The organism is Pseudomonas helleri, assembly GCF_001043025.1.
In the GTDB taxonomy this organism is placed as follows: domain Bacteria; phylum Pseudomonadota; class Gammaproteobacteria; order Pseudomonadales; family Pseudomonadaceae; genus Aquipseudomonas; species Aquipseudomonas helleri.
Window position 1 is genome coordinate 1 of the sequence record NZ_JYLD01000005.1, and the last position, 24,058, is coordinate 24,058.

Here is a 24,058-nt window from a genome sequence, read left to right on the forward strand (position 1 = left end):
TTACATCGAGATGTTTTACAACCCAAAACGACGCCACAGTTTCAACAATCAGCTGTCACCGGTAGAGTTTGAAAAGCGTTACGCAGCGAGCCTGGAGAGTGTCTAGGAAACCCGGGGCGATTCACTGCTCTTAAGTTCCTACGCTTTACAGTTAAACTGTCGATACAGATCAGAAAGGTTTTAAGTTTTTGATCTTTTCTTTTAGTGTCTAGCTGTTCATGTGGTAACCACATAAATAAAGTCAAGGTCTAAAGCGATAGCTTTGATTTGTGTTGACTAATAATTGATGTGGTGTTCGACTGTGAGGTCGGTGGTGGTTGGTAGATCGAAAGATCAAGATCAAAGGCCGACTATGGCGTAGCCATGATAGAAATAGTAGCCACTGCTATAGCAGTGAATATAGATGCACACTTTCATTGCACAATTGAGGCAGTACGCTTCTCTTATATATCTGTCGTTAATTCAAGTTACTGACCCCCCCCCATGGCAGTCACTATCAAGTGGGCAGGCAGCAAGCAACTCTAATTGCCATTTCTTGATAGTGGTCTTGGATACGCCTGTTTGTCGTGCAATCGTCTTCACTGCTTCACCTTGCCCCAGTAATCGTAAAACCTCCTGTCGCTGCGGGTGTTCCTTCCGTCCTTGATTTTTTTTCTCTGTAGAATTGCTTGTCCAAAACGAAGTGAAGTCAATATCAACATCAAGCATTGCAAGTATTTTTGGGTGGCGTTCCAAGTGTAGTGCAATACCTCGCAGTGCAACTCTTGCGGCTTCGACGACCCGCTGAAGTTGTCTCAGGCTCATCGGCTCATGGTCGTAATTTAGTAAGCATTTTGAAGCGCTAGCCACGGAAATCTCTGACAGTCTGAGTAGCTTAGCAACGTCAGCAGGAGACACGCTGTACCTGCCATTAATCACTCCTGGCCCTGTATTGATAGCTCCATGGATATAATCGTCCAACCATGGTGTCGGTTTCTCTTCCACTTTGGCTGCCAAAATTACAGCATACAAAGGATTCTCAACGACCGGTTGTTTACGGCCTTTTGTGCTTTTTGTCTTGGGGTGCGGTCGAGCCTTGGTTGTGGGTAGAGTGGAGACTGTTGCTATGTGTCCGCTTTTCGCTGCCGGAGTGAAAAGCACGATTGGAGTGCCGTCCTCGTCAGAAACGTAGTTAGCTGCTTCCTTTCTGGATGGTGCTGGGTAATCAATTGATTCGGGGGCATACTCAGAGAAGATGTAGCAGCCCAGCAGCTCGCCTGTAGCCTTGTCGAAGACAAAACCGTCAATGGTAGTGGTGCGGTGTTTGGTAAGTATGGAGCGAATATCAGGCTCAGATACTGCGGTGTGGATCACTTTGTTTGGGGCGACATAAATCATTCTCTTCTTTCTCCTTTTCAAGTTCAGTTCATAGGCAATCTCTCGAGTTCTGCCGGTTGGTATTGGTAAATCGCGGACGCAAAAAAACCTCCATCTGCAAGGCACTGTTTACGCAGTGGTCGCGGGGGAGGTTCTGGAATGTCTGCTGACTAGCATTGGTCAGCCGATAAATATATCTTGCTGTTGCTTTTTGTGCAACTAATTTTTAAAGATTATTTGATGTGTTGGAGAGCCTCAAGCATGGCTTTCAGTGGAGTCCTGCTGCCATACACACCAAAAGTGACAGCGCTATCCTCATGCCCAACAATTCTCTTGATCAGCGAGTCTTGTACGCCAGCGTCCCGCAGGTCATCGATCAGTGTGTGTCGGAAGCTGTGGAACGTCTTCTTGTTGTCATCAATCCCGCGCTTCACCTTGTACCTCCCAAACCACTTGGAGGGCGCATGACCCAACTTTCCACGCACTGGTTCAAGCTCAGGAAATAATCTATGGGTTCCACTGTTTCTGGCTGACTCAACATGCCGTAGTAACCCCTCCTCAACCAGAAGCGGGTGTACTGGCAGCATGCGTCGGCTGCTTGTGTTCTTTAGATTCTGACCTTCGCTGCTGTCATCTACGCGGATGCATTGAATGCCTTGTTGCTCAACAAAGTCATCGACACGTAGCTGACACAACTCTTCCAGTCGGGCGCCTGTGTAGCGGCCCAGCAATGGTATCCAGTAGCGCCAAGGATGTTTTCGAGCTTCAGTTTTGAGTGCATTCAGGTCGAGAAGGGCGGTCAGGTCACGCTGTTCAAATGATAAGCGTGCTTCCTTTGCTGAACCCGTCATCATCTTGAGTCCGGTCAACGGGTTGTCTTGCATGTATCCGTTGGTTTTGCACCAGTTCATAAATGCTGAGAGTTTGCGCAAACGATTGTTCACCGTAACTGCGGTGACAGCTTTGTAGGAGCTACCAGACTCAACCACCTGTAGCAACGTCTTGCCTTTGAACTCAGGTCGTAGTCCGAAGTATTGAGGGCAACGGCTCAAGCGATCTTTAAGCAGGCGTGCTTGATTTACATCAAATGCAGCAATAGGCATATCGCCCATCAATTCAAATAAGTCTCGCAGTGAGCGTTCTACTTCGTGTGTGCTCACTTCACGCCATGTGCCTCCCCGTTTACCTTCTTCGATGTATCTCTTGGATAAGGTGCCAAGGGTAGGGCTGGTGCTGACGTTTACTTGCTTGGGTGAAATGACTGAGGAGCTCCGTACGACAGATTGAATTGCTGGTGCAGGCGTAGCGTCTCGCCACCTAGTACACAGCGTACGGAGCGCCTGAAGGTCTGCTAGAGGGTGTTCAAGTAAATGCTCGTGCACCTTCTGAGCAATGTGGCTTGCAGTGAATAACGCGGACTGACGCTCACGCAGGTTGAGGCTGAAGCGTAGGGTTTGCCGATTAGGGAATAGGTGCTTGGGCAGCCGCAGATTCATGTAGTAAACGGAGTTGCGGCGGACGATGTAGGCCATAAGTGGAACACCAAAGTGGAACAGTCGAGTGGAACAATGCTGACTGCACCCCAGATTTATGACTCCCCGTACGGTGTGTCGGTACGGGTGCTTGGAAGCAACCTCAAAAGCCTGAAACCCTTACCCCATATGGCTTGCAACGATTACCGAGCATGCTTGCATGCTACATGGTCAGAGCCGGAAGGCAGCAGCCACAGCGGGAACATTGTGTGCCGGGGTGTGGCTGGTGGGGTTGCCTCCATTTTAAGAATCCTCAATTGGCAGGGTTTTTAGTCCAAAACAAAATCTTCTCCTCTATAAATCTCGACGGCTGAATGCTTGGTCGACGTATTTTCATGTCTGCTTGAAATGCCCGGCCATGAGCGCCTGAGCAGTTAAAAGCGCGCACCGGATGCAATTTTGCCCCTGCTCCGCTAGCATTAGCCCCTTCCGCTTTTCAGACGCGACGGTTATCAATGAGTTATCAGGTTCTTGCACGTAAATGGCGTCCGCGCTCGTTCCGCGAAATGGTCGGCCAGACCCATGTGCTCAAGGCTCTGATCAACGCTCTGGACAGTCAGCGCCTGCACCACGCCTATCTGTTTACCGGTACGCGCGGCGTCGGCAAGACCACCATTGCGCGGATCATCGCCAAATGCCTGAACTGTGAAACAGGTATCACCTCGACGCCGTGTGGGACGTGTTCGGTGTGCCGTGAGATCGATGAGGGGCGTTTTGTCGACCTGATCGAGATCGACGCCGCGAGCCGGACCAAGGTCGAGGACACGCGAGAGCTGCTCGACAACGTGCAGTACGCTCCAAGCCGTGGGCGCTTCAAGGTCTATCTGATCGACGAAGTGCACATGCTTTCCAGCCATTCCTTCAATGCGCTGTTGAAAACCCTTGAAGAGCCGCCGCCCTACGTCAAATTCATTTTGGCGACCACCGATCCGCAAAAGCTGCCGGCGACGATTCTGTCTCGCTGCCTGCAGTTCTCGCTTAAAAACATGACCCCCGAGCGCGTTGTCGAGCATTTGACCCATGTGTTGAGTGTCGAGAACGTGCCGTTCGAAGACGATGCACTGTGGCTGCTGGGCCGTGCCGCAGATGGTTCGATGCGTGACGCCATGAGCCTGACCGACCAGGCGATTGCCTTCGGTGAGGGCAAAGTGTTGGCGACGGATGTGCGGGCGATGCTCGGCACGCTGGATCACGGCCAGGTATTTGATCTGTTGCACGCCTTGATCCAGGGTGATGCACGGGCACTGCTGGAGGCTGTGCGGCACTTGGCCGAGCAGGGCCCGGACTGGAATGGTGTGCTTTCCGAGATCCTTAACGTTTTCCACCGCGTGGCGATTGCCCAGGCGTTGCCTGAAGGCGTCGACAACGGTCACGGCGACCGCGACCGGGTGCTGGCGCTGGCGCAAGCGATGCCTGCCGAAGACGTTCAGTTTTATTACCAGATGGGCCTGATCGGCCGACGCGATCTGCCGTTGGCGCCAGACCCGCGTGGCGGCTTTGAAATGGTCTTGCTGCGAATGCTGGCCTTCCGCCCGGCGGACACCGGCGATGCGCCGAGTCAGCCGCTAAAGCCAGTGGGGATCAGCCAGGCCACAGTTGATTCCGCCAACACCGTGGCGGGCTCGACGGCTGTTACACCGCGCACAGAACCCGCTCCGGTGGCAGTGGCTGCGCCGGTTCCTGAAGTCGTGGCTCCTGCACCTGAAGTGGTGGCCCCTGTAGTGGCTCCTGAAGCACCGCCTGCAGTCGAAATCGACTTGCCCTGGAATGAGCGCCCGGCGCCGGTGATCGAAGACGAGATCACGCCAGAGCCTGTGCTCGAGACTGTCAGTGAGCAGCCGGATTTACCGCCCATGCCGCTGCCGACCCCGGACAGCGTGGTGCCTGACGCGCCGGAGTGGGTTGCCGAACCTGTTCACGAGCCAACGCCCGAGCAAGTCGACGCCGCGCTGTCCGGTATGGACCGCGACGATGAACCGCCGCTGGACGAAGACTACATTGAGCCGGACATGGATTCTGCGGCCTATAGTTACCTGGACGAGTTGGCCAGCGAACATGCCGTCGAGCCGCAACCCGAGCCCGAACCATTACCGGCAGCCATGCCTGCCACGGGCTTGGCCCTTGAATGGCTGAACATGTTCCCCCAATTACCGGTATCAGGGATGACGGCCAGTATTGGTGCCAACTGCACCTTGATTGCGGTTGATGGCGATGACTGGCTTCTGCACCTGGACCCGGCCCATAGCGCCCTGTTTAACTCGACCCAGCAGCGCCGCTTGAATGATGCGTTGAACCAGTTTCATCAGCGCACACTCAAAGTGACCATTGAGCTGGTCAAGCCTGAGCAGGAAACCCCGGCCCAGGCCGCTTCGCGCTTGCGTGCAGAGCGTCAGCGCCTGGCTGAAGAGTCCATCTACGCAGACCCGTTGGTCCAGCAAATGATTGAGCAGTTCGGTGCAGCCGTGCGTGACGATACGATTCAACCTGTCGATGTTATTGAGGCGCAGGCCTCGTAACACCGGCTAGATACTGACAGCCCGCAGTCATTGTGACTGCGGGTGCATTGTGCAAATAACGTTTGAGGTGATTCCCATGATGAAAGGTGGCATGGCCGGCCTGATGAAGCAGGCGCAGCAGATGCAGGAAAAAATGGCCAAGATGCAGGAAGAACTGGCCAACGCTGAAGTCACCGGTAAGGCCGGTGGCGACATGGTGACGGTGGTCATGACCGGCCGTCACGACCTCAAGCGTGTGAACATTGACCCAAGCCTGCTTGAAGGCGTGAGCGAAGATGACCGCGAAGTGCTGGAAGACTTGTTCGCCGCTGCAGTCAACGACGCCGTGCGCAAGATCGAAGCCAACAGCCAGGACAAAATGTCCGGCGTAACCGCTGGCATGCAACTGCCACCGGGCATGAAGCTGCCGTTCTAAGGCGCTTAAAAATGCCGGGCCCAGCGCCCGGCATTTTTTTGCCTGCGGGTTGGCATTTGACGCTGGCCCGGACCACGGGTATAAACCGCCTCTCGTTGTTTTGTCGGACCTTTCTCTATGAGCTTCAGCCCCCTTATTCGCCAACTGATCGATGCCTTGCGCACGTTGCCCGGTGTCGGCCAAAAGACCGCACAGCGCATGGCCCTGCAACTGCTCGAGCGTGATCGCAGTGGCGGTTCGCGTTTGGCGCTGGCCTTGAGTCAGGCGATGGACGGTGTGGGTCATTGCCGCCAGTGCAGAACCCTGACCGAAGATGACTTGTGCCCGCAGTGCGCCGACGTGCGCCGCGATGACACCTTGCTCTGCGTGGTGGAAGGGCCGATGGACGTCTACGCCATCGAACAGACCGGCTATCGCGGACGTTATTTTGTGCTCAAGGGGCATTTGTCGCCCCTGGATGGCCTTGGGCCTGAGGCCATCGGGATTCCGCAACTGATGACGCGCATCGCCGAGCAGGGCACTTTCAAGGAAGTGATCCTGGCGACCAACCCGACCGTGGAAGGTGAAGCCACTGCGCACTACATTGCCCAGTTGCTGAGCAGCAAAGGCCTGATCGCGTCGCGCATCGCCCACGGCGTCCCGCTGGGTGGCGAGCTGGAGCTGGTCGACGGCGGCACCCTGGCGCATTCGTTTGCCGGGCGTAAACCGATCGCTTTGTGACGTTTTAAACGCCACCCTCACCCCAACCCTCTCCCAGAGGGAGAGGGGGCTTTACCGAGGTGTTCTCAGGTTCAGCGCAAGGCATTTAGATAGCAGAAAATCTAAAGTATCCCCCAATCAGTTCCTTCTCCCTCCGGGAGAGGGCTAGGGTGAGGGTTCTTGATTTATTCAGTCAACGAAAACTCAGTCAGACAAAACGTCGGCACACCCACTTCCTGCAAGCGCGCTGAGCCGCCCAATTCGGGCAAGTCAATAATTGACGCCGCTTCAAACACCTGTGCGCCCATGCGGCGCACCAGGTTCACCGCCGCCACCAGCGTCCCGCCTGTGGCGATCAAGTCGTCGACCAGCAGCAGCGAATCACCTTCGCACAAACTGTCGGCATGCACCTCCAGAAACGCTTCGCCATATTCCGTCTGGTAGCCTTCAGCCAATACGTCAGCGGGCAACTTGCCTTGCTTGCGAAACAGAATCAACGGTTTGTTCAGTTGATGCGCAAGCACTGAGCCAATCAGAAAACCACGGGCGTCCATGGCGCCGATATGGCTGAATTCAACTTCGACGTAACGCTCGATAAAGGCGTCGGCGATCACGCGCATGGCGCGGGGCGACTGGTAAAGCGGGGTGATGTCACGAAAGATCACGCCGGGCTTGGGGAAATCAAGCACCGGACGGATCAGGGATTTGAGGCAGAAGTCGTTGACCATGGGGGTGGGTGTCCTGGCGGGCTTCGGAGCCGCCAGTATACCCCTCATGCGGCCTGATCAGGCCTCCAGCGAACCACCGGCCAGCGCGCACAGCTTGATTGGGTCAAGAATGTGCACTTCTTTGCCTTCTGCGGTGATCAACTGGTTTTCTTGCAGCCGGGTAAACACCCGGGAGACGGTTTCCACGGCCAGGCCCAAGTAGTTGCCGATCTCGTTGCGCGACATGCTCAGGCGGAACTGGTTGGCCGAGAAGCCGCGGGCACGAAAGCGTGCAGACAGGTTGACGAGGAAGGTGGCGATGCGCTCATCGGCGGTCTTTTTCGACAGCAGCAACATCATTTGCTGATCGTCGCGAATTTCGCGGCTCATGATGCGCATCAACTGCCGGCGCAATTGCGGCAGTTGCACAGACAGTTCGTCCAGACGTTCGAAAGGGATTTCGCAAACAGGGGTGGTTTCCAGTGCCTGAGCCGAAACCGGATACGTTTCAGTGTCCATGCCTGACAGGCCGACCAATTCGCTCGGCAAGTGAAAGCCGGTAATTTGTTCTTCGCCGCTGTCACTCAGGCTGAATGTTTTGAGTGCTCCGGAACGTACGGCGTAGACCGAACCAAAGGTGTCGCCCTGGCGAAACAGAAACTCGCCTTTCTTCAGTGGCCGACCGCGCTTGACGATTTCCTCTAACGCATCCATGTCTTCCAAATTCAACGAAAGTGGCAAACAGAGAGGGGCAAGACTGCAATCCTTGCAGTGAGCCTGGTTATGAGCGCGCAGTTTTACTGGCTCGGACATTTCTTCAATCCTTGTGGGAAAACACACATAAGATGCAAGGGTAACTCAGCACGATGGGTGAGGCTAGGGCGCACCGGGTCGCGAGTCGGCCTCAAGTTGCAAAACGCACGGTCGATAGCGTGGTAATAGATATCCATTGTGAGCGAATTCATGTCGTCGATAGGTGCAATGACGTTTGGTCAAACTGGCATACCACCCAGTATTGAACCTGCCAAAAACACCCAAGAGGGGGCCGCAGCCAACAAGGGGGCCAAGGCCGATAAAGAAGAGGCGCCGCCACGGGCTGAAGGGGTCAAGGTGACCATCTCCGGGGCTGCCCTGAAGGCGGCCAGCGCCAGCAAGAATGAAAACAGCGATATTGAAGACAGTGGTTTGCCGGAGAACATTCAGAGCATTCTGAAGATGATCCGCGCTATCAAAAAGAAGATCGCTGAACAAATGGCCAAGCTGCAAGCGATCATGACCAACCGCAGCCTGAGCCCGGAACAGGCCCGGTCTCAGTCGATGGCGTTGCAGGCCGAAGTGGCCGGTTTGAACGCATCGTTGACCTCGGCCAACAACAGCTTGAACAAGGCGCTGCAAGAGTCCGGGGCGAGCAGTGACAGCATCGTCAAAGCCGCGTCCCTGGCCATGAAGTGATGACGCGGGTTTAGATCACCCGCGAGAAGCGTTGCCGGGGCTGCTGTGCCAGATATGCGTCGAACGCCATGCACACCGAGCGCACCAGCAACCGCCCTGCGGGCAGGACCGTCAGTTGCTCGTTGTTCAGTGCAATCAGGCCATCAGCCGCCATCGCCTCCAGCTCAGGCCATTGCGCAGAAAAATAGCCCCTGAAATCGATGTTGAAGGCCTGTTCGATGCGCGCGAACGGCAGGTGCAAATTGCAGATGATCTGCTGGATGACTTCGCGGCGAATCCGGTCGTCCTGATTGCACAGCAAGCCACGGCTGGTCGCCAGTTGCTCGCTGGCCAGCGTGTGCTGGTAGAGGGCAATGTCGCTGTTGTTCTGGCAGTACAGCTCGCCGATCTGGCTGATGGCCGACACGCCCAGGCCGATCAGGTCGCAATGGCCGTGGGTGGTATAACCCTGAAAGTTGCGCTGCAAGGTGGACTCTTCCTGGGCAATCGCCAGCTCATCGTCGGGCAAGGCGAAGTGGTCCATGCCGATATAGCGATAACCCGCGCCAGTCAGTTGCTCGATGGTGTGCTCAAGCATCTGCAGTTTGTCGGCAGGCGAAGGCAAATCACTGGTATTAATCCGCCGTTGCGGCTTGAAGCGCTCCGGCAAGTGCGCGTAGTTAAACACCGATAAACGATCCGGCTGCAGGCTGATTACTTCCTCAACGGTGCGCGCGAAAGCCATCGGGGTTTGCTTGGGCAAGCCGTAGATCAGGTCGATGTTGATCGAGCGAAACTGCAAAGTACGCGCCGCATCAATCACCGCGCGGGTCTCTTCCAGGCTTTGCAGGCGGTTGACCGCTCGTTGCACGGCGGGGTCGAGGTCTTGCAGGCCGATACTCACGCGGTTAAAGCCCAGCTCGCGCAACAAGCCCATGGTCGACCAGTCGGCTTCGCGTGGGTCGATCTCGATACCGTAATCGCCGGAGTCATCGTCCAGCAGATTGAAGTGCTCGCGCAGGTGGCCCATTAGCTGGCGCAGTTCGTCGTGGCTTAAAAACGTCGGTGTGCCGCCGCCAAAATGCAACTGCTCAACTTTTTGCTTGGGATCAAGGTGGCAGGCGACCAGACTGATTTCCTGTTCCAGGCGTTTCAAATACGGCTGGGCGCGACCACGGTCTTTGGTGATGACTTTGTTGCAGGCGCAGTAGTAGCAAATATTGGCGCAAAACGGCACGTGCACATACAGCGACAGCGGGCGCATGGCTTTGCGGCTGTCGCGCAGGGCGTGCAGAAAGTCGAATGGACTGATCTGATCATGAAACTGCATCGCCGTGGGGTACGAGGTGTAGCGCGGTCCGGCGAGGTCGTAACGACGAATTAAATCGGAGTCCCAACGAATGGCGTCGAGCATGCGGGCATTCCCCTGGGATGGCTGGCAATGCTCAGGAGTCTAGGGGCTGCGAATTTGTCGCACCTTGATTTGCATCAACGCCAGCTCTGGCTCAGCTCATGCGTTAGCTTCGCCAGGCTCTAACGGTTCAATGCCCCATCAACCAATGCTGATGCGGGCCGGGCAGGGTCCAGAGGCCGAACAGCATCACCAGCAACCCGCCGGCCATGCGTACGCTGCGCCTGCGCAACACGGCGGTCATGCGTTCAGCCGCGAGGCCCGTGGCCAGTAACACGGGCCATGTTCCCAGGCCGAAAGCCAGCATCAGCAAAGCGCTAGTCAGGGCGCTGCCCTGGCTGGCTGACCAGATCAAAGTGCTGTAAACCAATCCGCACGGCAACCAGCCCCACAGGGCGCCCAACAGCATGGCGCGGGGCAGGCTCGATACCGGCAACAGGCGGCTTGCCAGCGGCTGGATATGCCGCCACAGCCCGCGCCCCAGGCTTTCGATGCGGATCAGGCCGCTCCACCAGCCTGCCAGGTACGCGCCCATCATGATCAGCAACACCCCGGCCAGTATCCGCATCAGCATGGCGGCCGGGCTGTTGGCGACCGCCCAGCCTGCCAATCCCAGCAGCAAACCCGCCGTGGCATAGCTGAGAATTCGCCCCAGGTTGTAGGCCAGTAACAGCTTGAAGCGTCGGCTGCGTTGCTCTTTGGGAATGGCGAATGTCAGCGCGCCCATCAGGCCGCCGCACATGCCCAGACAATGCCCGCCGCCCAGCACGCCCAATATGAACGCCGAGACCAGCAGTGGTGCCAACTCAAGCATGGGGTGGCACGTGCTGATCGGGTTTATCCACAGCATGCCCGTTAGAGCCTTTGGCCTCTTCCACGGCGGCGGTGTGCTGCGGATCCTGGTCGTCGAACAGAATGCTGTGCGCAGGGCTGTCCAGATCGTCGTACTGGCCGCTGTCCACGGCCCAGAAGAAGATAAAAATGGCGATGCCAACAATCAGCAACGCCGCGGGAATCATGATGTAAAGCGCTGGCATAAAGGCTCCAGGCGACCGGCTCAGGCCGGTAGCAGGCGAAGGTCTGACGTGGGCGGGGCAGGCGTCTGACGCGGCATGCGGGTCAGACGCAGGGCGTTAAGCACCACGGTCAGCGAACTGATCGACATGCCGATCGCGGCCCAGATCGGTGTGATCCAGCCCAACGCCGCAAAAGGCAGCATAAGGCCATTGTACAAACCGGCCCACAGCAGGTTTTCGATGATCACCCGGCGGGTTCGCCGGGCCAGACTGAACGCTTGTACCAAAGCGTCCAGACGATTGGACAGAAGCACCGCATCGGCGCTGGTTTTGGCCAAGTCGGTGGCCGAGCCCATCGCCACACTGATGTCGGCCGCCGCCAGCACCGGCACGTCATTGACCCCGTCACCCAGCATTAACACTTTGCGCCCTTGGGCGTGCAGGTCTTGCAGCACCCGCAGTTTGTCATCCGGGCGCAAGCCGGCCCTGGCCTCGTCAATGTTCAACTCTGCAGCCACACTGGCAACCATTGGCGAGCTGTCACCGGACAACAGCAGCGTACGCCAGCCGCGCGCCTTGCACGCAGCAACCAGCGCCGCAGCGTCAGTGCGCAGGCGGTCGTCGAGTACCAGCCAGGCCAGCGCGCCTTCGGTATCCCCCAGCAGCAACCATTGGCCGGGTTCATCCGGCAGGTCCGGAGTTGCGCAGTGGCTGAGCGCGCAGACAAAGCCTGGCTGACCGATGCGCAAGCGTTGCTTGCCCACCACGCCCTCAAGGCCCAGCCCCGGCGTACTCTGCACATCTTCGGCGGCGTTCGGGGCGCGGCCAAAGGCGCGGGCAATCGGGTGTTCAGAGCGGTTTTCGAGCGCAGCAGCCAGGGCCAGGCACTGGTCAGGGTCCAGATCGCGCAGCGGGCGAATGGCACGTAACGCGAGGCGGCCTTCGGTCAGGGTGCCGGTTTTGTCGAAAATCACCGTGTCGATTTGATTCAGCCCTTCGAGCACGTGGCCACGGGTGAGCAGCAAGCCCAGCTTGTGCAAGGTGCCGGTGGCGGCGGTCAAGGCGGTCGGGGTGGCCAGCGACAGCGCGCAAGGGCAGGTCGCCACCAGCATCGCCAACACGATCCAGAACGCTCGCGACGGGTCGAGCTGCCACCACAGCAGGCCAATCGCTACTGCCGCAATCAAAGAGAACAGCAAGAACCATTGCGCAGCCTTGTCGGCAATTTCGGCCAGCCGTGGCTTTTCGCTTTGGGCGCGCTCCAATAAACGCACGATGGCCGACAGGCGCGTGTCCTGGCCCAGAGCCAGCACCTGCACCGTCAGTGCGCCCTCGACGTTCAAGGTCCCAGCGGTCACTGCATCGCCCACGGTGCGAGGCTGCGGCAGGTACTCGCCGGTCAGCAAGGACTCATCAATGCTCGATTGGCCGTCGAGAATCTTGCCGTCGGCCGGGAGCACGGCGCCGGGGTGAACCAGCACCTTGTCGCCGACCTTCAACTCGTTCAGCAGAATGCGTTCGCTTTGGCCGTTTTCGCCCAGGCGCAAGCACGAAGCGGGTAACACGTTGACCAGTTGCGCAGTGGCCGCCGCTGTGCGTTCGCGGGCGCGGCGTTCCAGGTAGCGCCCGGCCAGCAAGAACAGGGCAAACATGCCGACTGCATCGAAATACAGCTCGCCATCGCCGGTGATCGCGGTCCAGATACCGGCCACATAGGCACCGCCAATGGCCAGCGATACCGAGACATCCATGGTCAGGTGGCGAGTGCGCAGGTCACGCATTGCGCCTTTGAAAAACGGCGCGCAGCTGTAAAACACGATGGGAGTGGTCAGAAACAGCGCGACCCAGCGCAGGATGGTGTGCATCTCGGGGCTGAGGTCGATATTGAATTCCGGCCAAGTGGCCATGGTTGCCATCATCGCCTGAAACCACAGCAAGCCGGCCACTCCCAACTGGCGCAAAGCCAGGCGGTTTTCGCTGGCCAATTGCTCTGCCGCTTTATCGGCTTGATACGGGTGGGCGGCGTAGCCGATATGGCGCAACTCGCTCAACACGTCACTCAAGGGCAACTGGCTGTCTGCCCAGCGGATGTGCAAGCGGTGGTTGGACAAGTTCAGCCGTGCCTCACTGACGGCGGGCAGGTGCAGCAGGTGTTTCTCGATCAGCCAGCCACAGGCGGCGCAACTGATGCCCTCGATCAGCAGTGTGGTTTCAGCCTGCTCACCCTCATGGCGAACAAACGGTTTTTGCACATCGGGGCGGTCATACAGGGCCAGCTCTTCGGCCAGTTGCACCGGTAACGCCTGCGGGTTGGCCGAGGCCTCGCTGCGGTGCTGATAGTAGTGATCCAGCCCGCCGGCCACGATGGCCTGCGCCACCGCCTGACAGCCCGGACAGCAGAACTCATGGCTCTTGCCCAGAACATCGGCGGTAAAGCGGCTGCCGGGCGGAACGGGCAGGGCGCAGTGGTAGCAAGGCGTGGGAGTGATCATGGGGTATACCTTTTACTGCTTGCGATCTTCCGCGCCTGGAATCGGCTCGTCGCCCAGCATCAGGTCTTTGTCATGGTCAACCAGCTCTTCTTCAAACAGGCGCCAGGTCTTGCCATCTTCCACCCCCAACAATTCCACAAAGCGCCGACCTTCTACCTTGTCATCCAGTTGGCCGGTATAGCGCCCAGGCTCAGACGGGCTTTGGACCAGGATAAGGCCGCGGTCCTTTTCAGGTTGGGTCGGCGATATAAGGTTTAGCTCCAGAGTTTTCGGCTGGCTGTTGCCTTCGAGCAGCAGCACCACTTCGCCGGTCAACTCGTCCAGCCGCAACTTGGCCTTCAGTTGCAGGGCTTGCCCCAGCAGTTCGCGGTCCAGCGAGCGGTTTATGCCCTTGCCCGCCTCGTAGTAATTGTCGTTAACCAGGTTGTCCGGGTTCTTCACCGCAATGGTTACCATCGACAGGGTCAGCGTCACCGAGCAGGTGAGAATGGCAATGATGATCCATGGCCAAATGTGTTTGTACCAAGGGCTGTAGGCGTTTGCTGCGGGCATGGACAGTTTCTCTTAACGAATATGAGGGCCGATGAATCGGCTCTTGGCTTTAACGGTGATGTCGTTGTTGTCGGCATCTTGAAGAATGAAATACACCTCGTTGGTGCTGGACGGCAGTTGTTCCGGGTCAACCGACAACTCGACCGGCAGGCTGACAATATCGCCTGCCGCGACGCTGATTTCGCGTTTGCCTTGCAGCTGCAAGTCTGGCAAACCGCTGGCTTGCAGCACGTAGGTATGGTCGTGCTGGTCCTTGTTCATGATCTTCAGGCTGTACACGTTTTCGATCCGGCCCTCGGCATTTTCGCGATACAGCACGCGGTCTTTGCTGACGTCGAAGCCCACCAGCGAGCGCGTGAAGAAAGCAGCCGCCAGCAGGCCCATCATGGTCAGCAGCACCAGGGCATAGCCAATCAGGCGCGGGCGCAGGGTGTGGGTTTTCTGGCCCGACAAGTTGTGCTCAGTGGTGTAGCTGATCAAGCCGCGCGGGTAGTGCATCTTGTCCATGATGTCGTCGCAGGCGTCGATACAGGCTGCGCAGCCAATGCATTCAATCTGCAAGCCGTCACGAATGTCGATGCCGGTGGGGCAGACCTGAACGCACATCGTGCAGTCGATACAGTCACCGAGGCCCTGGGCCTTGTAGTCGCTGTCTTTTTTGCGCGGGCCGCGCACTTCGCCACGACGCGGATCGTACGAAACAATCAGCGTGTCCTTATCGAACATCACGCTCTGGAAACGCGCGTAAGGGCACATGTAAATGCACACTTGCTCGCGCAGCCAACCCGCGTTGCCGTAGGTGGCGAGGGTGAAAAAGCCTACCCAGAAGTAAGCCCAGCCATCGGCCTGGCCGGTGAAGAAATCCACCACCAGTTCGCGGATCGGGGCGAAGTAGCCAACAAAGGTCAGGCCGGTGACAAATCCAATTAGCAGCCACAGCGTGTGCTTGCTGAATTTGCGCACAAACTTGTTGGCGCTCATCGGTGCCTTGTCGAGCTTGATGCGCTGGTTGCGATCACCTTCGGTGATTTTTTCGCACCACATGAACACCCAGGTCCAGACGCTTTGCGGGCAGGTGTAACCGCACCATACGCGGCCTGCGTACACGGTAATAAAAAACAGGCCGAAGGCCGCAACGATCAGCAGGCCCGAGAGCAGGATGAAATCCTGTGGCCAGAAGGTGGCGCCAAAAATAAAGAATTTGCGTTCAGGCAGGTTCCACCACACGGCTTGATGTCCGCCCCAATTGAGCCAGACGGTGCCGAAATACAGCAAGAACAGCAGGGCACCACCGACCATGCGCACATTGCGGAAAAACCCGTGGAAAGCGCGGGTGTAGATTTTTTCTCGCGCCGCGTAAAGGTCGATGCTTTCAGTGTTTTTTGAGGCAGGCGGCGTGACGTTTTGGACTGGGATCTTATCGCTCATAAGGGCTTACCACGGCAGTGAAGTGCCACGGCCAGTACGTGCCAACCGCGGTCAGAAGGTGTTGCAATGGCGCAATGATACCCCTGAGACTCTAGCGCAAGGGTGCGACCTTTGGTCGCGTTCCGAAAATCTGAAACTTGGTATAGGAGTTGCGTTGAATCATGATGTGGATCAATTGACTTAAGCCGCTGACTACGGTGTCAAAACCATGAATCAGGGCTCCCACGGGTTGAGTAAAGGGGCTCCGCTTAACGCAAAATCCTGGGTATTGCGGGTCACGATGGTCATGCCATGGACCAGAGCTGTCGCGGCGATCAGAGCATCGCACTCATTGCTGCGGTCAGGTACATGCAGGCGCGCGCAGCGCCTGGCTACGGTGCCGTCAATGGACAGTACGCGCCCGGCAAATGCCGGTACTACGTGCGCCTCAAGCCAGTTGCGCAACGGCGCGGCCTGCCTGGGGTCCTGGCGTTCCAGCCGCAAAATGCCGGTCTCAATTTCAAGCAGGGTAATGGCCGAAATATACAGTTTGTAAGCCGGTATGCTGCCGGCCCAAGCCACCACGGCAGGGTGTGCCTGGGGTTTGCGAAGTTCTGAAACCACGTTGGTATCGAGCAGGAACATTAGAGGTCCACTGGGCGCGGCGCGATGATTGCGCGTTCGGGTTCGAATTCAACCGGTGGTGTGTCGGGCATGACGAGCAGGTCGACGATGCTGGTGTTTTGGCCGGTCAGTCTTTGGTACTCCTCCATGCATAGCAGTACATGGGCGGGGCGGCCACGGTCGGTGATGTAAACAGGCCCTTGTTGCGATGCTTTTTTGGCACCGCTTGTGTCTTGATTGAATTCGCGGCTTGAAATAGTGGTGATGGTCATGGAGTGGTTCCTCCCCAAAAAACGAATGTAGTAACGTTACTACTTAAAGCGCAAGCTAACCATCTCAAAAATACGATGAAACAAAACGCCGCCGCCAACCTGCGCTGGCGGGGGCCATTTTGTGTCGTGCCGAGGCAGCGGGTTTACTCCGCAGGCTTGACCTCATCAGGGTGCGACAGGCTGTACACGTAGGCGGCCAGCAGGTGGACTTTGTCGTTACCTTGCAGCTCGGCCTGGGCAGGCATCTGGCCCTGACGGCCGTAGCGGATGGTCTGCTGCAACTGGGCAAAGCTCGAGCCGTAGATAAACGCGCCGGGTTGGGTCAGGTTGGGGGCGCCCATCAACGGGTTGCCTTTGCCTTCCGGGCCGTGGCAGACCGCGCAGTTGGTGGCGTAGATGGCCTGACCCTTGAGTGGGTCGGCCTTTGCCGTGTCCGGCAATTTGCGCCCGTCAAGGCGGGTCAGCACGTACGCTGCCACGTCACTGACACCTTGCTCGCCGATGATTTCGCCCCAACCCGGCATCACCGCATGTCGTCCCGCCATGATGCTGTTCTTGATGTCGGTTGGCGTACCGCCCCAGCGCCAGTCGGCATCGGTCAGGTTCGGAAAGCCATAAGCGCCCTTGGCATCAGAGCCGTGGCACACCGAGCAGTTGGAGGCAAACAGGCGGCCGCCCATTTTCAGTGCTTGCGGGTCTTTGGCCACTTCTTCGATGGGCATGGCGGCGAACTTGGCGAAAATAGGCCCAAAGCGGGCATCCGATTTGGCCATTTCCTTTTCCCATTCATGCACGCCCGTCCAGCCGGTCTGGCCATTGGCAAAAGGGGTTTTATCTTTGGTGTCCAGGTACTCATAGCCCGGCAGCAGGCCACGCCAGTTACCCAAACCTGGGTACAGCACCAAATAGCCCAAGGCAAAGATGATGGTGCCGACAAACAGCATGAACCACCAGCGGGGCAGGGGGTTGTCGTACTCTTCGATGCCGTCGTAGGCGTGGCCGACTTTTTCGTCGGTCTGCTCGCTGCGTTGGCCCTTGCGTGTGGCAAACAGCAGCCAGGTCAGGGCGAAGATGGTGCCCAGGGTGAGGACAGTGACGTACAGACTCCAGAACTCGGTCATTTATGTTTACTCCTGGACGCTTGTTCTTGCTCAACGTGCTTGATGGCTTCGGGGTCGTCCTTGAACGGCAACATCGTTGCGTCGTCAAACTCGGACTTGCGCTTGGGGCTGAACACCCACAAGGCCAAACCGATAAAAGCCACCATCACCAGCAAGGTGCCCAGGCCACGAATCATCCCGATATCCATTCAGATCACCGTTTGCTCTTGATGAGTGTGCCCAAGCCCTGGAGGTAAGCCACCAGTGCGTCCATTTCTGTCTTGCCCTTCACGGCATCCTTGGCACCGGCAATGTCTGCATCGGTGTAAGGCACGCCCAAGGTGCGCAAGACTTCCATCTTCTTGGCTGTTTCCTTGCCGTCGAGCTTGCGCTCAACGAGGAAGGGGTAAGCCGGCATGATCGACTCCGGCACCACGTTGCGCGGGTTGTACAAGTGCGCGCGGTGCCAGTCATCCGAGTAACGCCCACCCACGCGGGCCAGGTCCGGGCCGGTGCGTTTGGAGCCCCACAGGAAGGGGTGGTCCCACACGCTTTCACCGGCCACCGAATAGTGGCCATAACGCTCGGTTTCGGCGCGGAACGGTCGGATCATTTGCGAGTGGCAGCCCACGCAGCCGTTGGCGATATAGACGTCGCGGCCTTCAAGTTCCAGCGCGTTGCGCGGTTTCATGCCCTCGACCGGGTTGTTGGTCACGTCCTGAAAAAACAGCGGAACGATTTGTGTCAGGCCACCGATACTCACGGCGATGACCATGAAGAAGGCCATCAGGCCGATGTTCTTTTCAATACTGTCGTGCTTGATCATCAGTGGGCCCCCGCGACTGCAATCGTGCTTGCGGCTTCAGCTTCTGCCGGGTTCGAGGCGCGAATGGTGCGCCACACGTTGTAGGCCATAAACAGCATGCCGCTGGCGAAAATGGCCCCGCCGATGGCGCGGACAATAAAGCCGGGGTGGCTGGCTTGTAGCGATTCAACGAACGAATAGGTCAGCGTGCCGTCGTCATTGATGGCGCGCCACATCAGGCCCTGGGTGATGCCGTTGACCCACATCGAGGCGATGTACAGCACGGTACCGATGGTCGCCAGCCAGAAGTGGACGTTGATCAGGCCAACGCTGTACATCTGCTTTTGGCCATAGAGGCGCGGGATCATGTGGTACATCGAACCGATGGAAATCATCGCTACCCAGCCCAGTGCCCCGGCGTGTACGTGGCCGATGGTCCAGTCGGTGTAGTGGGAGAGGGCGTTGACAGTCTTGATGGCCATCATCGGGCCTTCAAAGGTCGACATGCCGTAGAACGCCAAAGACACCACCAAAAAGCGCAGGATCGGGTCGGTGCGCAATTTATGCCAGGCGCCCGAGAGGGTCATCATGCCGTTGATCATGCCGCCCCAGCTCGGTGCTAGCAGAATGATTGACATGGCCATGCCCAGCGACTGCGCCCAGTCCGGCAATGCGGTGTAGTGCAAGTGGTGCGGGCCGGCCCAGATGTACAGGGTGATCAGCGCCCAGAAGTGCACGATGGACAGGCGATAGGAGTAAATCGGGCGTTCGGCTTGCTTGGGCACGAAGTAATACATCATCCCCAAAAAGCCCGTGGTCAGGAAAAACCCGACCGCGTTATGGCCGTACCACCACTGGATCATGGCGTCGGTCGCACCCGCATACGCCGAGTAAGACTTGAAAAAACTCACCGGCAGAGACGCGTGGTTGACGATGTGCAGCATCGCCGTAACCACGATAAACGCGCCATAGAACCAGTTGCCCACATAGATGTGTTTGGTTTTACGCCGGGTAATGGTGCCGAAGAAGACAATGCCGTAGACCACCCAGACGATGGCCAGCAGGATAGCCAGCGGCCATTCCAGTTCGGCGTATTCCTTGGTGGTGGTGTAGCCCAGCGGCAGGGTGATGATTGCGCCGAGGATGACGGCTTGCCAGCCCCAGAAGGTGAACGAGGCCAGGCTGTCGGAAATCAGCCGTGTCTGGCAGGTACGTTGCACCACGTAGTAAGACGTACCAAACAAGGCGCAGCCACCGAAGGCAAAAATCACAAGGTTGGTGTGCAGGGGGCGCAGACGACCGAAGGTTGTCCATTCAAGACCCAGGTTAAGTTCGGGCCACACAAGTTGTGACGCGATAAAAACCCCGAGTCCCATGCCAAGGATCCCCCAGACCACCGTCATGATGGCGAACTGGCGGACGACCTTATAGTTATAAGCAGTCGGATTGATTGCTGTGCTCATCGCAAGGTTCCACGGTTTTATAGTTATTAGAGGCAAAAACGGTCGCAAGTATGGATAAAGCATAGGGCTAATGCAACGAAGCCAGCCCTCAGTCAATGCCCTTCAGCGCTTGTTTTCCGGCTTTTCCACAGGCTAAGCAAGGTCAAAATGGCCGTTAAAAAACGCCCTGTGGAAGGCTGTCGCAAAGGGCTTTGGCGAGGTGACTCTGGGGGAGAAAGTAAAAGAGGCGGCGAGGAATGTCCAGATATTGTTCACAAAGTTGTATACATCTTTACAAGAGCGGCTCGCCGTCGCTCCTGTAAAGAATAGGGGTTACTTGGCGGTTTTCTCCTCTGGCGTGCCTTGGGACAAGCTGTAGACGTAGGCTGCGACCAATTGCACTTTGTCGTTGCCCAGCAATTCGTTTTGCGCGGGCATATGGCCTTGGCGACCATGGCGAATGGTTTGCTGCAATTGGGCCAGGCTGGTGCCGTAAATAAAGGCTGTCGGTGCCGTCAGGTCCGGTGCGCCCAGTAGCGGGTTGCCTTTACCTTCAGGCCCGTGGCACGCCACGCAAGTGGTGGCATACGCCTGTTTGCCGGCCTCCAGATTGAACGCGGCGCCTTTTGGTAGCGGCAACCCCGCCAGGTCGTGGCGAACATAAGCCGAGACGTTCTTCACGCCTTCCTCGCCCAGCACCTCGCCCCAGGCCGGCATCATGCCGATGCGTCCGCCCATGATCGTCGCCTTGATGGTGTCGGCATCGCCGCCCCAGCGCCAGGACGCGTCCGTCAGGTTGGGGAAGCCAAACGCGCCCTTGGCGTCCGAGCCGTGGCACACCGAGCAGTTGGAGGCAAACAGGCGGCCACCCATTTTCAGGGCTGCCGGGTCTTGCGCCACTTGCTGCACCGGCATGGCTGCGTATTTGGCGAAAATGGGACCGAATTTGGCATCGGCCTTGTTCATCTCCTTTTCCCACTCGTGAACGCCGGTCCAGCCATCCTCATAACCTGGCAGCAGGCCTTTCCAGTTGCCCAGGCCAGGGTAAAGGATCAAATAGCCGACCCCGAACACCAGCGTGCCGATGAACAGCATGAACCACCAGCGTGGCAGCGGGTTGTCGTACTCTTCGATGCCATCGAAACTGTGGCCCATGGTTTCGGTGGTTTCGCTTTTTTTCTCGCCCTTGCGCGTACCGAACAACAGCCAGGTCAGACCGATCAGCGTGCCAATAGTCAGTACGCTGACGTAAATACTCCAGAACTCAGACATTCTTTTTACTCCTGGACGCTTGCTCTTGCTCGACGTGTTTGATGGCCTCGGGGTCGTCCTTGAACGGCAGCAAGGTCGCATCGTCGAACTCTGCCTTGCGCCGCGGGCTGAACACCCACAGCGCCAGACCGATAAAAGCCACTGCAACCACCACAGTGCCCAGCCCGCGAATCATTCCACTACTCATGTCAAACACCATGGCTCACCTCTTGCTCTTGATGGCAGTGCCGAGCACTTGCAGGTAGGCGACCAGCGCGTCCATTTCGGTTTTACCCTTGACCGACTGCTTGGCATTGGCGATGTCTTCGTCGGTGTAAGGCACACCCAGCGTGCGCATCACTTCGAGTTTCTTCTCGGTATGGCTGCTGTCTACGGGTGTTGATACCAACCATGGATAAGCGGGCATTTTCGATTCAGGCACAACGTTGCGCGGGTTGTACAAGTGCGCGCGGTGCCAGTCATCCGAGTAACGCCCGCCCACTCGGGCCAGGTCCGGCCCGGTACGTTTGGAGCCCCACAGGAACGGGTGATCCCACACGCTTTCACCCGCTACCGAATAGTGGCCATAACGCTCGGTCTCGGCGCGGAACGGGCGGATCATTTGCGAGTGGCAGCCCACGCAGCCTTCGCGGATGTACACGTCGCGGCCTTCCAGTTGCAACGCGGTGTAGGGCTTCATGCCTTCTACCGGGGTGTTGGTCACGTCTTCGAAAAACAGCGGGACGATCTGCGTCAGACCGCCGACGCTCACGCACAGAATCATCAGCAAGAGCATCAGGCCGATATTTTTTTCAATGATTTCGTGTTTCATGGCGGACTCCTCAGGCCATCTGCGCAGCGGCGACAACTTCAGCGGGCTCGGCATTACGCACCGTGCGCCACGTGTTGTAAGCCATCAGCAACATGCCACTCAGGAAAATCGCCCCGCCGATCAACCGCACGACGTAGCCCGGATGGCTGGCCACCAGGGTTTCGACGAAGGAGTACGTCAGCGTGCCGTCGGCATTGACCGCGCGCCACATCAGGCCCTGGGCGATGCCGTTGACCCACATCGAAGCGATGTACAGCACGGTGCCGATGGTCGCCAGCCAGAAGTGCGCGTTGATCAGGCCGATGCTGTACATCTGCGGGCGGCCGAAGACTTTAGGGATCATGTGGTACATCGCGCCGATGGAAATCATCGCTACCCAGCCCAGCGCGCCGGCGTGTACGTGGCCGATGGTCCAGTCGGTGTAGTGGGAGAGGGCGTTGACGGTCTTGATGGCCATCATCGGGCCTTCGAAGGTCGACATGCCGTAGAACGCCAGCGACACCACCAAAAAGCGCAGGATCGGGTCGCTGCGCAACTTATGCCAGGCGCCCGAGAGCGTCATCATGCCGTTGATCATCCCGCCCCAGCTCGGTGCCAGCAGAATCAGCGACATCACCATGCCCAGCGACTGCGCCCAGTCCGGCAATGCGGTGTAGTGCAAGTGGTGCGGACCGGCCCAGATGTACAGGGTGATCAGCGCCCAGAAGTGCACGATGGACAGGCGATAGGAATAGATCGGGCGTTCGGCCTGCTTGGGCACGAAGTAATACATCATCCCCAAAAAGCCCGCCGTCAGGAAGAAGCCCACAGCGTTGTGGCCGTACCACCACTGCACCATGGCGTCAGTTGCGCCACCGTACAGCGAGTAGGACTTGGTGAAACTGACCGGAATCTCCAGGTTGTTAACGATGTGCAAAATCGCCACGGTCACGATAAACGCGCCGAAGAACCAGTTGCCCACATAAATGTGCTTGGTCTTACGCTTCATGATCGTGCCAAAGAACACGATGGCGTAAGCGACCCAGACAATGGTGATCAAAATGTCGATCGGCCATTCCAGTTCAGCGTATTCCTTGGAACTGGTGTAACCCAGTGGCAAGCTGATGGCCGCCAGCAGAATCACCAGTTGCCAGCCCCAAAAGGTAAAGGCAGCGATTTTGGGCGCGAACAGCGTGGTTTGGCAGGTGCGTTGCACCGAGTAGAACGAGGACGCAAATAAGGCGCAACCGCCAAAGGCGAAAATCACCGCGTTGGTGTGCAGCGGGCGCAACCGCCCAAAGCTGGTCCAGGGCAAATCGAAGTTAAGTTCGGGCCAGACCAATTGCGCGGCGAGCAAGACGCCGAGCCCCATACCGACGATGCCCCAAACCACCGTCATAATGGAAAATTGGCGGACCACCTTATAGTTGTAGGCGGTACTGATAGAAGTGTTCATAGTTCCCCATCCACGGATCAGGCGAGTTCAACGCACGCCTGGAGTTATAGGCAGACTAAAAGCGAGGCAAGCATGGGCGTAGGCAGCAAAGTGGGTATTGACGAGGATCAATGGGCGAAGTGCCTGCAGACGCGGGGCTGGCTATGGAACGCTGCAAAAACACCCTTATCGCCAACCTTGATTCTGGCTCACGGCGCAGGTGCGCCAATGGACAGTGACTGGATGACCGGCATGGCTGAACGCCTTGCTGCACGCGGGATCAACGTGCTGCGCTTCGAGTTCCCGTATATGGCGCAACGGCGCCTGGATGGCGGCAAAAGGCCGCCCAATCCACAGGCTAAATTGCTGGAATGCTGGCGTGAGGTTTACAGCGAGGTGCGACGGCATGTCACTGGGCCATTAGCCATCGGCGGCAAGTCCATGGGCGGGCGCATGGCCAGCCTGGTGGCTGATGAGCTGGGCGTTGATCGGCTGGTGTGCCTGGGTTACCCGTTCTATGCCGTGGGCAAGCCGGAAAAACCTCGGGTCGCGCATCTGGCTGAACTGCACACGCCGACCCTGATTGTGCAGGGTGAGCGCGACGCGCTGGGTAATCGGCTGACCGTTGAAACTTACCCATTGGCGCCGACGCTCGAACTGGTGTGGCTGGCCGCCGCCGACCATGACCTCAAGCCGCTCAAGGTTTCAGGGTTCACTCATGATCAACACTTGGAACGGGCCGCGGATAGCCTTGCAGGATGGCTCAAAAGAAGATGATGGTTTG

Annotated in this window: 25 protein-coding genes; 5 read left to right on the forward strand and 20 right to left on the reverse strand. The window is 57.9% G+C overall.

The window, feature by feature from the left end:
* Positions 1–462: 462 nt before the first annotated feature.
* Together TU84_RS09505 and TU84_RS09510 are read right to left on the reverse strand one after the other, a co-directional pair.
* Positions 463–1,377 carry a helix-turn-helix domain-containing protein gene (locus TU84_RS09505; protein WP_048368813.1) on the reverse strand — a complete coding sequence of 305 codons (915 nt, stop codon included), beginning with the start codon at positions 1,375–1,377 and terminating at the stop codon, positions 463–465.
* Between the two features lie 212 nt (positions 1,378–1,589).
* Positions 1,590–2,888, reverse strand: a complete 1,299-nt coding sequence (locus TU84_RS09510) for a site-specific integrase (protein WP_048368814.1) — start codon at positions 2,886–2,888, stop codon at positions 1,590–1,592.
* Positions 2,889–3,343: 455 nt separating this feature from the next.
* Between TU84_RS09510 and dnaX the strand changes: the two genes are divergently transcribed.
* The 3 genes from dnaX to recR all read left to right on the forward strand — a co-directional run bounded on the left by dnaX (position 3,344) and on the right by recR (position 6,539).
* Positions 3,344–5,404: a DNA polymerase III subunit gamma/tau gene (gene dnaX / locus TU84_RS09515; RefSeq protein ID WP_048368815.1), complete on the forward strand. Its 2,061-nt coding sequence runs from the start codon at positions 3,344–3,346 to the stop codon at positions 5,402–5,404.
* A gap of 76 nt (positions 5,405–5,480) precedes the next feature.
* Entirely contained in the window at positions 5,481–5,819 is a 339-nt protein-coding gene (locus TU84_RS09520) for a YbaB/EbfC family nucleoid-associated protein (protein WP_048368816.1), read from the forward strand.
* Between the two features lie 117 nt (positions 5,820–5,936).
* On the forward strand, positions 5,937–6,539 hold the full coding sequence (gene recR, locus TU84_RS09525) for a recombination mediator RecR (RefSeq protein ID WP_048368817.1): 603 nt from the start codon (positions 5,937–5,939) through the stop codon (positions 6,537–6,539).
* A 164-nt stretch (positions 6,540–6,703) separates the two neighbouring features.
* On the opposite strand, the gene TU84_RS09530 is transcribed toward recR, so the two are convergent.
* Positions 6,704–7,246 (reverse strand): adenine phosphoribosyltransferase, encoded by a 543-nt coding sequence (locus TU84_RS09530; RefSeq protein ID WP_048368818.1) that lies wholly within the window; start codon positions 7,244–7,246, stop codon positions 6,704–6,706.
* Positions 7,247–7,303: 57 nt separating this feature from the next.
* Positions 7,304–8,038 carry a fumarate/nitrate reduction transcriptional regulator Fnr gene (fnr, locus tag TU84_RS09535; protein ID WP_048368819.1) on the reverse strand — a complete coding sequence of 245 codons (735 nt, stop codon included), beginning with the start codon at positions 8,036–8,038 and terminating at the stop codon, positions 7,304–7,306.
* 168 nt (positions 8,039–8,206) lie between these two features.
* On the opposite strand from fnr, the gene TU84_RS09540 reads away from it, so the two are divergent.
* Entirely contained in the window at positions 8,207–8,677 is a 471-nt protein-coding gene (locus tag TU84_RS09540; RefSeq protein WP_241486395.1) for a hypothetical protein, read from the forward strand.
* 10 nt (positions 8,678–8,687) lie between these two features.
* Here TU84_RS09540 and hemN read toward each other — a convergent pair whose 3' ends face one another.
* The 16 genes from hemN to ccoN (TU84_RS09620) form a co-directional block, all read right to left on the reverse strand.
* Positions 8,688–10,070, reverse strand: coding sequence for an oxygen-independent coproporphyrinogen III oxidase (gene hemN, locus TU84_RS09545; protein WP_048368820.1), 1,383 nt, complete (start codon positions 10,068–10,070; stop codon positions 8,688–8,690).
* A gap of 127 nt (positions 10,071–10,197) precedes the next feature.
* Positions 10,198–10,881: a sulfite exporter TauE/SafE family protein gene (locus TU84_RS09550; RefSeq protein WP_048368821.1), complete on the reverse strand. Its 684-nt coding sequence runs from the start codon at positions 10,879–10,881 to the stop codon at positions 10,198–10,200.
* A complete protein-coding gene (ccoS, locus tag TU84_RS09555) occupies positions 10,874–11,104 on the reverse strand; it encodes a cbb3-type cytochrome oxidase assembly protein CcoS (RefSeq protein WP_048368822.1) in 231 nt (76 codons plus the stop codon). Before ccoS ends, TU84_RS09550 begins: the two co-directional genes overlap by 8 nt.
* Positions 11,105–11,124: 20 nt before the next feature.
* Entirely contained in the window at positions 11,125–13,575 is a 2,451-nt protein-coding gene (locus TU84_RS09560; protein ID WP_048368823.1) for a heavy metal translocating P-type ATPase, read from the reverse strand.
* Between the two features lie 12 nt (positions 13,576–13,587).
* Positions 13,588–14,127, reverse strand: a complete 540-nt coding sequence (locus tag TU84_RS09565; RefSeq protein ID WP_048368824.1) for a FixH family protein — start codon at positions 14,125–14,127, stop codon at positions 13,588–13,590.
* A gap of 12 nt (positions 14,128–14,139) precedes the next feature.
* Positions 14,140–15,555, reverse strand: a complete 1,416-nt coding sequence (ccoG, locus tag TU84_RS09570; RefSeq protein ID WP_048368825.1) for a cytochrome c oxidase accessory protein CcoG — start codon at positions 15,553–15,555, stop codon at positions 14,140–14,142.
* Between the two features lie 213 nt (positions 15,556–15,768).
* The gene (locus TU84_RS09575) at positions 15,769–16,179 is read right to left on the reverse strand and encodes a type II toxin-antitoxin system VapC family toxin (RefSeq protein ID WP_048368826.1); all 411 of its coding nucleotides are present in this window, start codon (positions 16,177–16,179) and stop codon (positions 15,769–15,771) included.
* A complete protein-coding gene (locus TU84_RS09580) occupies positions 16,179–16,430 on the reverse strand; it encodes a type II toxin-antitoxin system prevent-host-death family antitoxin (protein ID WP_048368827.1) in 252 nt (83 codons plus the stop codon). The genes TU84_RS09575 and TU84_RS09580 overlap by 1 nt, the downstream gene beginning before the upstream one ends.
* A gap of 143 nt (positions 16,431–16,573) precedes the next feature.
* Entirely contained in the window at positions 16,574–17,551 is a 978-nt protein-coding gene (gene ccoP, locus TU84_RS09585; protein WP_048368828.1) for a cytochrome-c oxidase, cbb3-type subunit III, read from the reverse strand.
* On the reverse strand, positions 17,548–17,739 hold the full coding sequence (locus tag TU84_RS09590; protein ID WP_048368829.1) for a CcoQ/FixQ family Cbb3-type cytochrome c oxidase assembly chaperone: 192 nt from the start codon (positions 17,737–17,739) through the stop codon (positions 17,548–17,550). The genes ccoP (TU84_RS09585) and TU84_RS09590 overlap by 4 nt, the downstream gene beginning before the upstream one ends.
* A gap of 5 nt (positions 17,740–17,744) precedes the next feature.
* Positions 17,745–18,353 carry a cytochrome-c oxidase, cbb3-type subunit II gene (ccoO, locus tag TU84_RS09595; protein ID WP_048369080.1) on the reverse strand — a complete coding sequence of 203 codons (609 nt, stop codon included), beginning with the start codon at positions 18,351–18,353 and terminating at the stop codon, positions 17,745–17,747.
* Positions 18,354–18,355: 2 nt separating this feature from the next.
* Positions 18,356–19,798, reverse strand: coding sequence for a cytochrome-c oxidase, cbb3-type subunit I (ccoN, locus tag TU84_RS09600; protein WP_048368830.1), 1,443 nt, complete (start codon positions 19,796–19,798; stop codon positions 18,356–18,358).
* A gap of 312 nt (positions 19,799–20,110) precedes the next feature.
* On the reverse strand, positions 20,111–21,049 hold the full coding sequence (gene ccoP, locus TU84_RS09605; protein ID WP_048368831.1) for a cytochrome-c oxidase, cbb3-type subunit III: 939 nt from the start codon (positions 21,047–21,049) through the stop codon (positions 20,111–20,113).
* On the reverse strand, positions 21,042–21,236 hold the full coding sequence (locus TU84_RS09610; protein WP_048369081.1) for a CcoQ/FixQ family Cbb3-type cytochrome c oxidase assembly chaperone: 195 nt from the start codon (positions 21,234–21,236) through the stop codon (positions 21,042–21,044). The genes ccoP (TU84_RS09605) and TU84_RS09610 overlap by 8 nt, the downstream gene beginning before the upstream one ends.
* A 15-nt stretch (positions 21,237–21,251) precedes the next feature.
* Positions 21,252–21,860: a cytochrome-c oxidase, cbb3-type subunit II gene (gene ccoO / locus TU84_RS09615; RefSeq protein WP_048368832.1), complete on the reverse strand. Its 609-nt coding sequence runs from the start codon at positions 21,858–21,860 to the stop codon at positions 21,252–21,254.
* 10 nt (positions 21,861–21,870) lie between these two features.
* Entirely contained in the window at positions 21,871–23,295 is a 1,425-nt protein-coding gene (ccoN, locus tag TU84_RS09620; protein ID WP_048368833.1) for a cytochrome-c oxidase, cbb3-type subunit I, read from the reverse strand.
* Between the two features lie 72 nt (positions 23,296–23,367).
* Here ccoN (TU84_RS09620) and TU84_RS09625 point away from each other — a divergent pair, with 72 nt between their 5' ends.
* On the forward strand, positions 23,368–24,051 hold the full coding sequence (locus TU84_RS09625; RefSeq protein ID WP_048368834.1) for an alpha/beta family hydrolase: 684 nt from the start codon (positions 23,368–23,370) through the stop codon (positions 24,049–24,051).
* Positions 24,052–24,058 lie beyond the last annotated feature (7 nt).

Excerpts from the sequence above, each read along its gene's own strand:
- TU84_RS09505 (WP_048368813.1), bottom strand. The coding sequence starts at position 1,377 with ATGATTTATGTCGCCCCAAACAAAGTGATCCACACCGCAGTATCTGAG.
- TU84_RS09510 (WP_048368814.1), bottom strand. The coding sequence starts at position 2,888 with ATGGCCTACATCGTCCGCCGCAACTCCGTTTACTACATGAATCTGCGG.
- dnaX (WP_048368815.1), top strand. The coding sequence starts at position 3,344 with ATGAGTTATCAGGTTCTTGCACGTAAATGGCGTCCGCGCTCGTTCCGC.
- TU84_RS09520 (WP_048368816.1), top strand. The coding sequence starts at position 5,481 with ATGATGAAAGGTGGCATGGCCGGCCTGATGAAGCAGGCGCAGCAGATG.
- recR (WP_048368817.1), top strand. The coding sequence starts at position 5,937 with ATGAGCTTCAGCCCCCTTATTCGCCAACTGATCGATGCCTTGCGCACG.
- TU84_RS09530 (WP_048368818.1), bottom strand. The coding sequence starts at position 7,246 with ATGGTCAACGACTTCTGCCTCAAATCCCTGATCCGTCCGGTGCTTGAT.
- fnr (WP_048368819.1), bottom strand. The coding sequence starts at position 8,038 with ATGTCCGAGCCAGTAAAACTGCGCGCTCATAACCAGGCTCACTGCAAG.
- TU84_RS09540 (WP_241486395.1), top strand. The coding sequence starts at position 8,207 with ATGACGTTTGGTCAAACTGGCATACCACCCAGTATTGAACCTGCCAAA.
- hemN (WP_048368820.1), bottom strand. The coding sequence starts at position 10,070 with ATGCTCGACGCCATTCGTTGGGACTCCGATTTAATTCGTCGTTACGAC.
- TU84_RS09550 (WP_048368821.1), bottom strand. The coding sequence starts at position 10,881 with ATGCTTGAGTTGGCACCACTGCTGGTCTCGGCGTTCATATTGGGCGTG.
- ccoS (WP_048368822.1), bottom strand. The coding sequence starts at position 11,104 with ATGCCAGCGCTTTACATCATGATTCCCGCGGCGTTGCTGATTGTTGGC.
- TU84_RS09560 (WP_048368823.1), bottom strand. The coding sequence starts at position 13,575 with ATGATCACTCCCACGCCTTGCTACCACTGCGCCCTGCCCGTTCCGCCC.
- TU84_RS09565 (WP_048368824.1), bottom strand. The coding sequence starts at position 14,127 with ATGCCCGCAGCAAACGCCTACAGCCCTTGGTACAAACACATTTGGCCA.
- ccoG (WP_048368825.1), bottom strand. The coding sequence starts at position 15,555 with ATGAGCGATAAGATCCCAGTCCAAAACGTCACGCCGCCTGCCTCAAAA.
- TU84_RS09575 (WP_048368826.1), bottom strand. The coding sequence starts at position 16,179 with ATGTTCCTGCTCGATACCAACGTGGTTTCAGAACTTCGCAAACCCCAG.
- TU84_RS09580 (WP_048368827.1), bottom strand. The coding sequence starts at position 16,430 with ATGACCATCACCACTATTTCAAGCCGCGAATTCAATCAAGACACAAGC.
- ccoP (WP_048368828.1), bottom strand. The coding sequence starts at position 17,551 with ATGACCGAGTTCTGGAGTCTGTACGTCACTGTCCTCACCCTGGGCACC.
- TU84_RS09590 (WP_048368829.1), bottom strand. The coding sequence starts at position 17,739 with ATGGATATCGGGATGATTCGTGGCCTGGGCACCTTGCTGGTGATGGTG.
- ccoN (WP_048368830.1), bottom strand. The coding sequence starts at position 19,798 with ATGAGCACAGCAATCAATCCGACTGCTTATAACTATAAGGTCGTCCGC.
- ccoP (WP_048368831.1), bottom strand. The coding sequence starts at position 21,049 with ATGTCTGAGTTCTGGAGTATTTACGTCAGCGTACTGACTATTGGCACG.
- TU84_RS09610 (WP_048369081.1), bottom strand. The coding sequence starts at position 21,236 with ATGAGTAGTGGAATGATTCGCGGGCTGGGCACTGTGGTGGTTGCAGTG.
- ccoO (WP_048368832.1), bottom strand. The coding sequence starts at position 21,860 with ATGAAACACGAAATCATTGAAAAAAATATCGGCCTGATGCTCTTGCTG.
- ccoN (WP_048368833.1), bottom strand. The coding sequence starts at position 23,295 with ATGAACACTTCTATCAGTACCGCCTACAACTATAAGGTGGTCCGCCAA.
- TU84_RS09625 (WP_048368834.1), top strand. The coding sequence starts at position 23,368 with ATGGGCGTAGGCAGCAAAGTGGGTATTGACGAGGATCAATGGGCGAAG.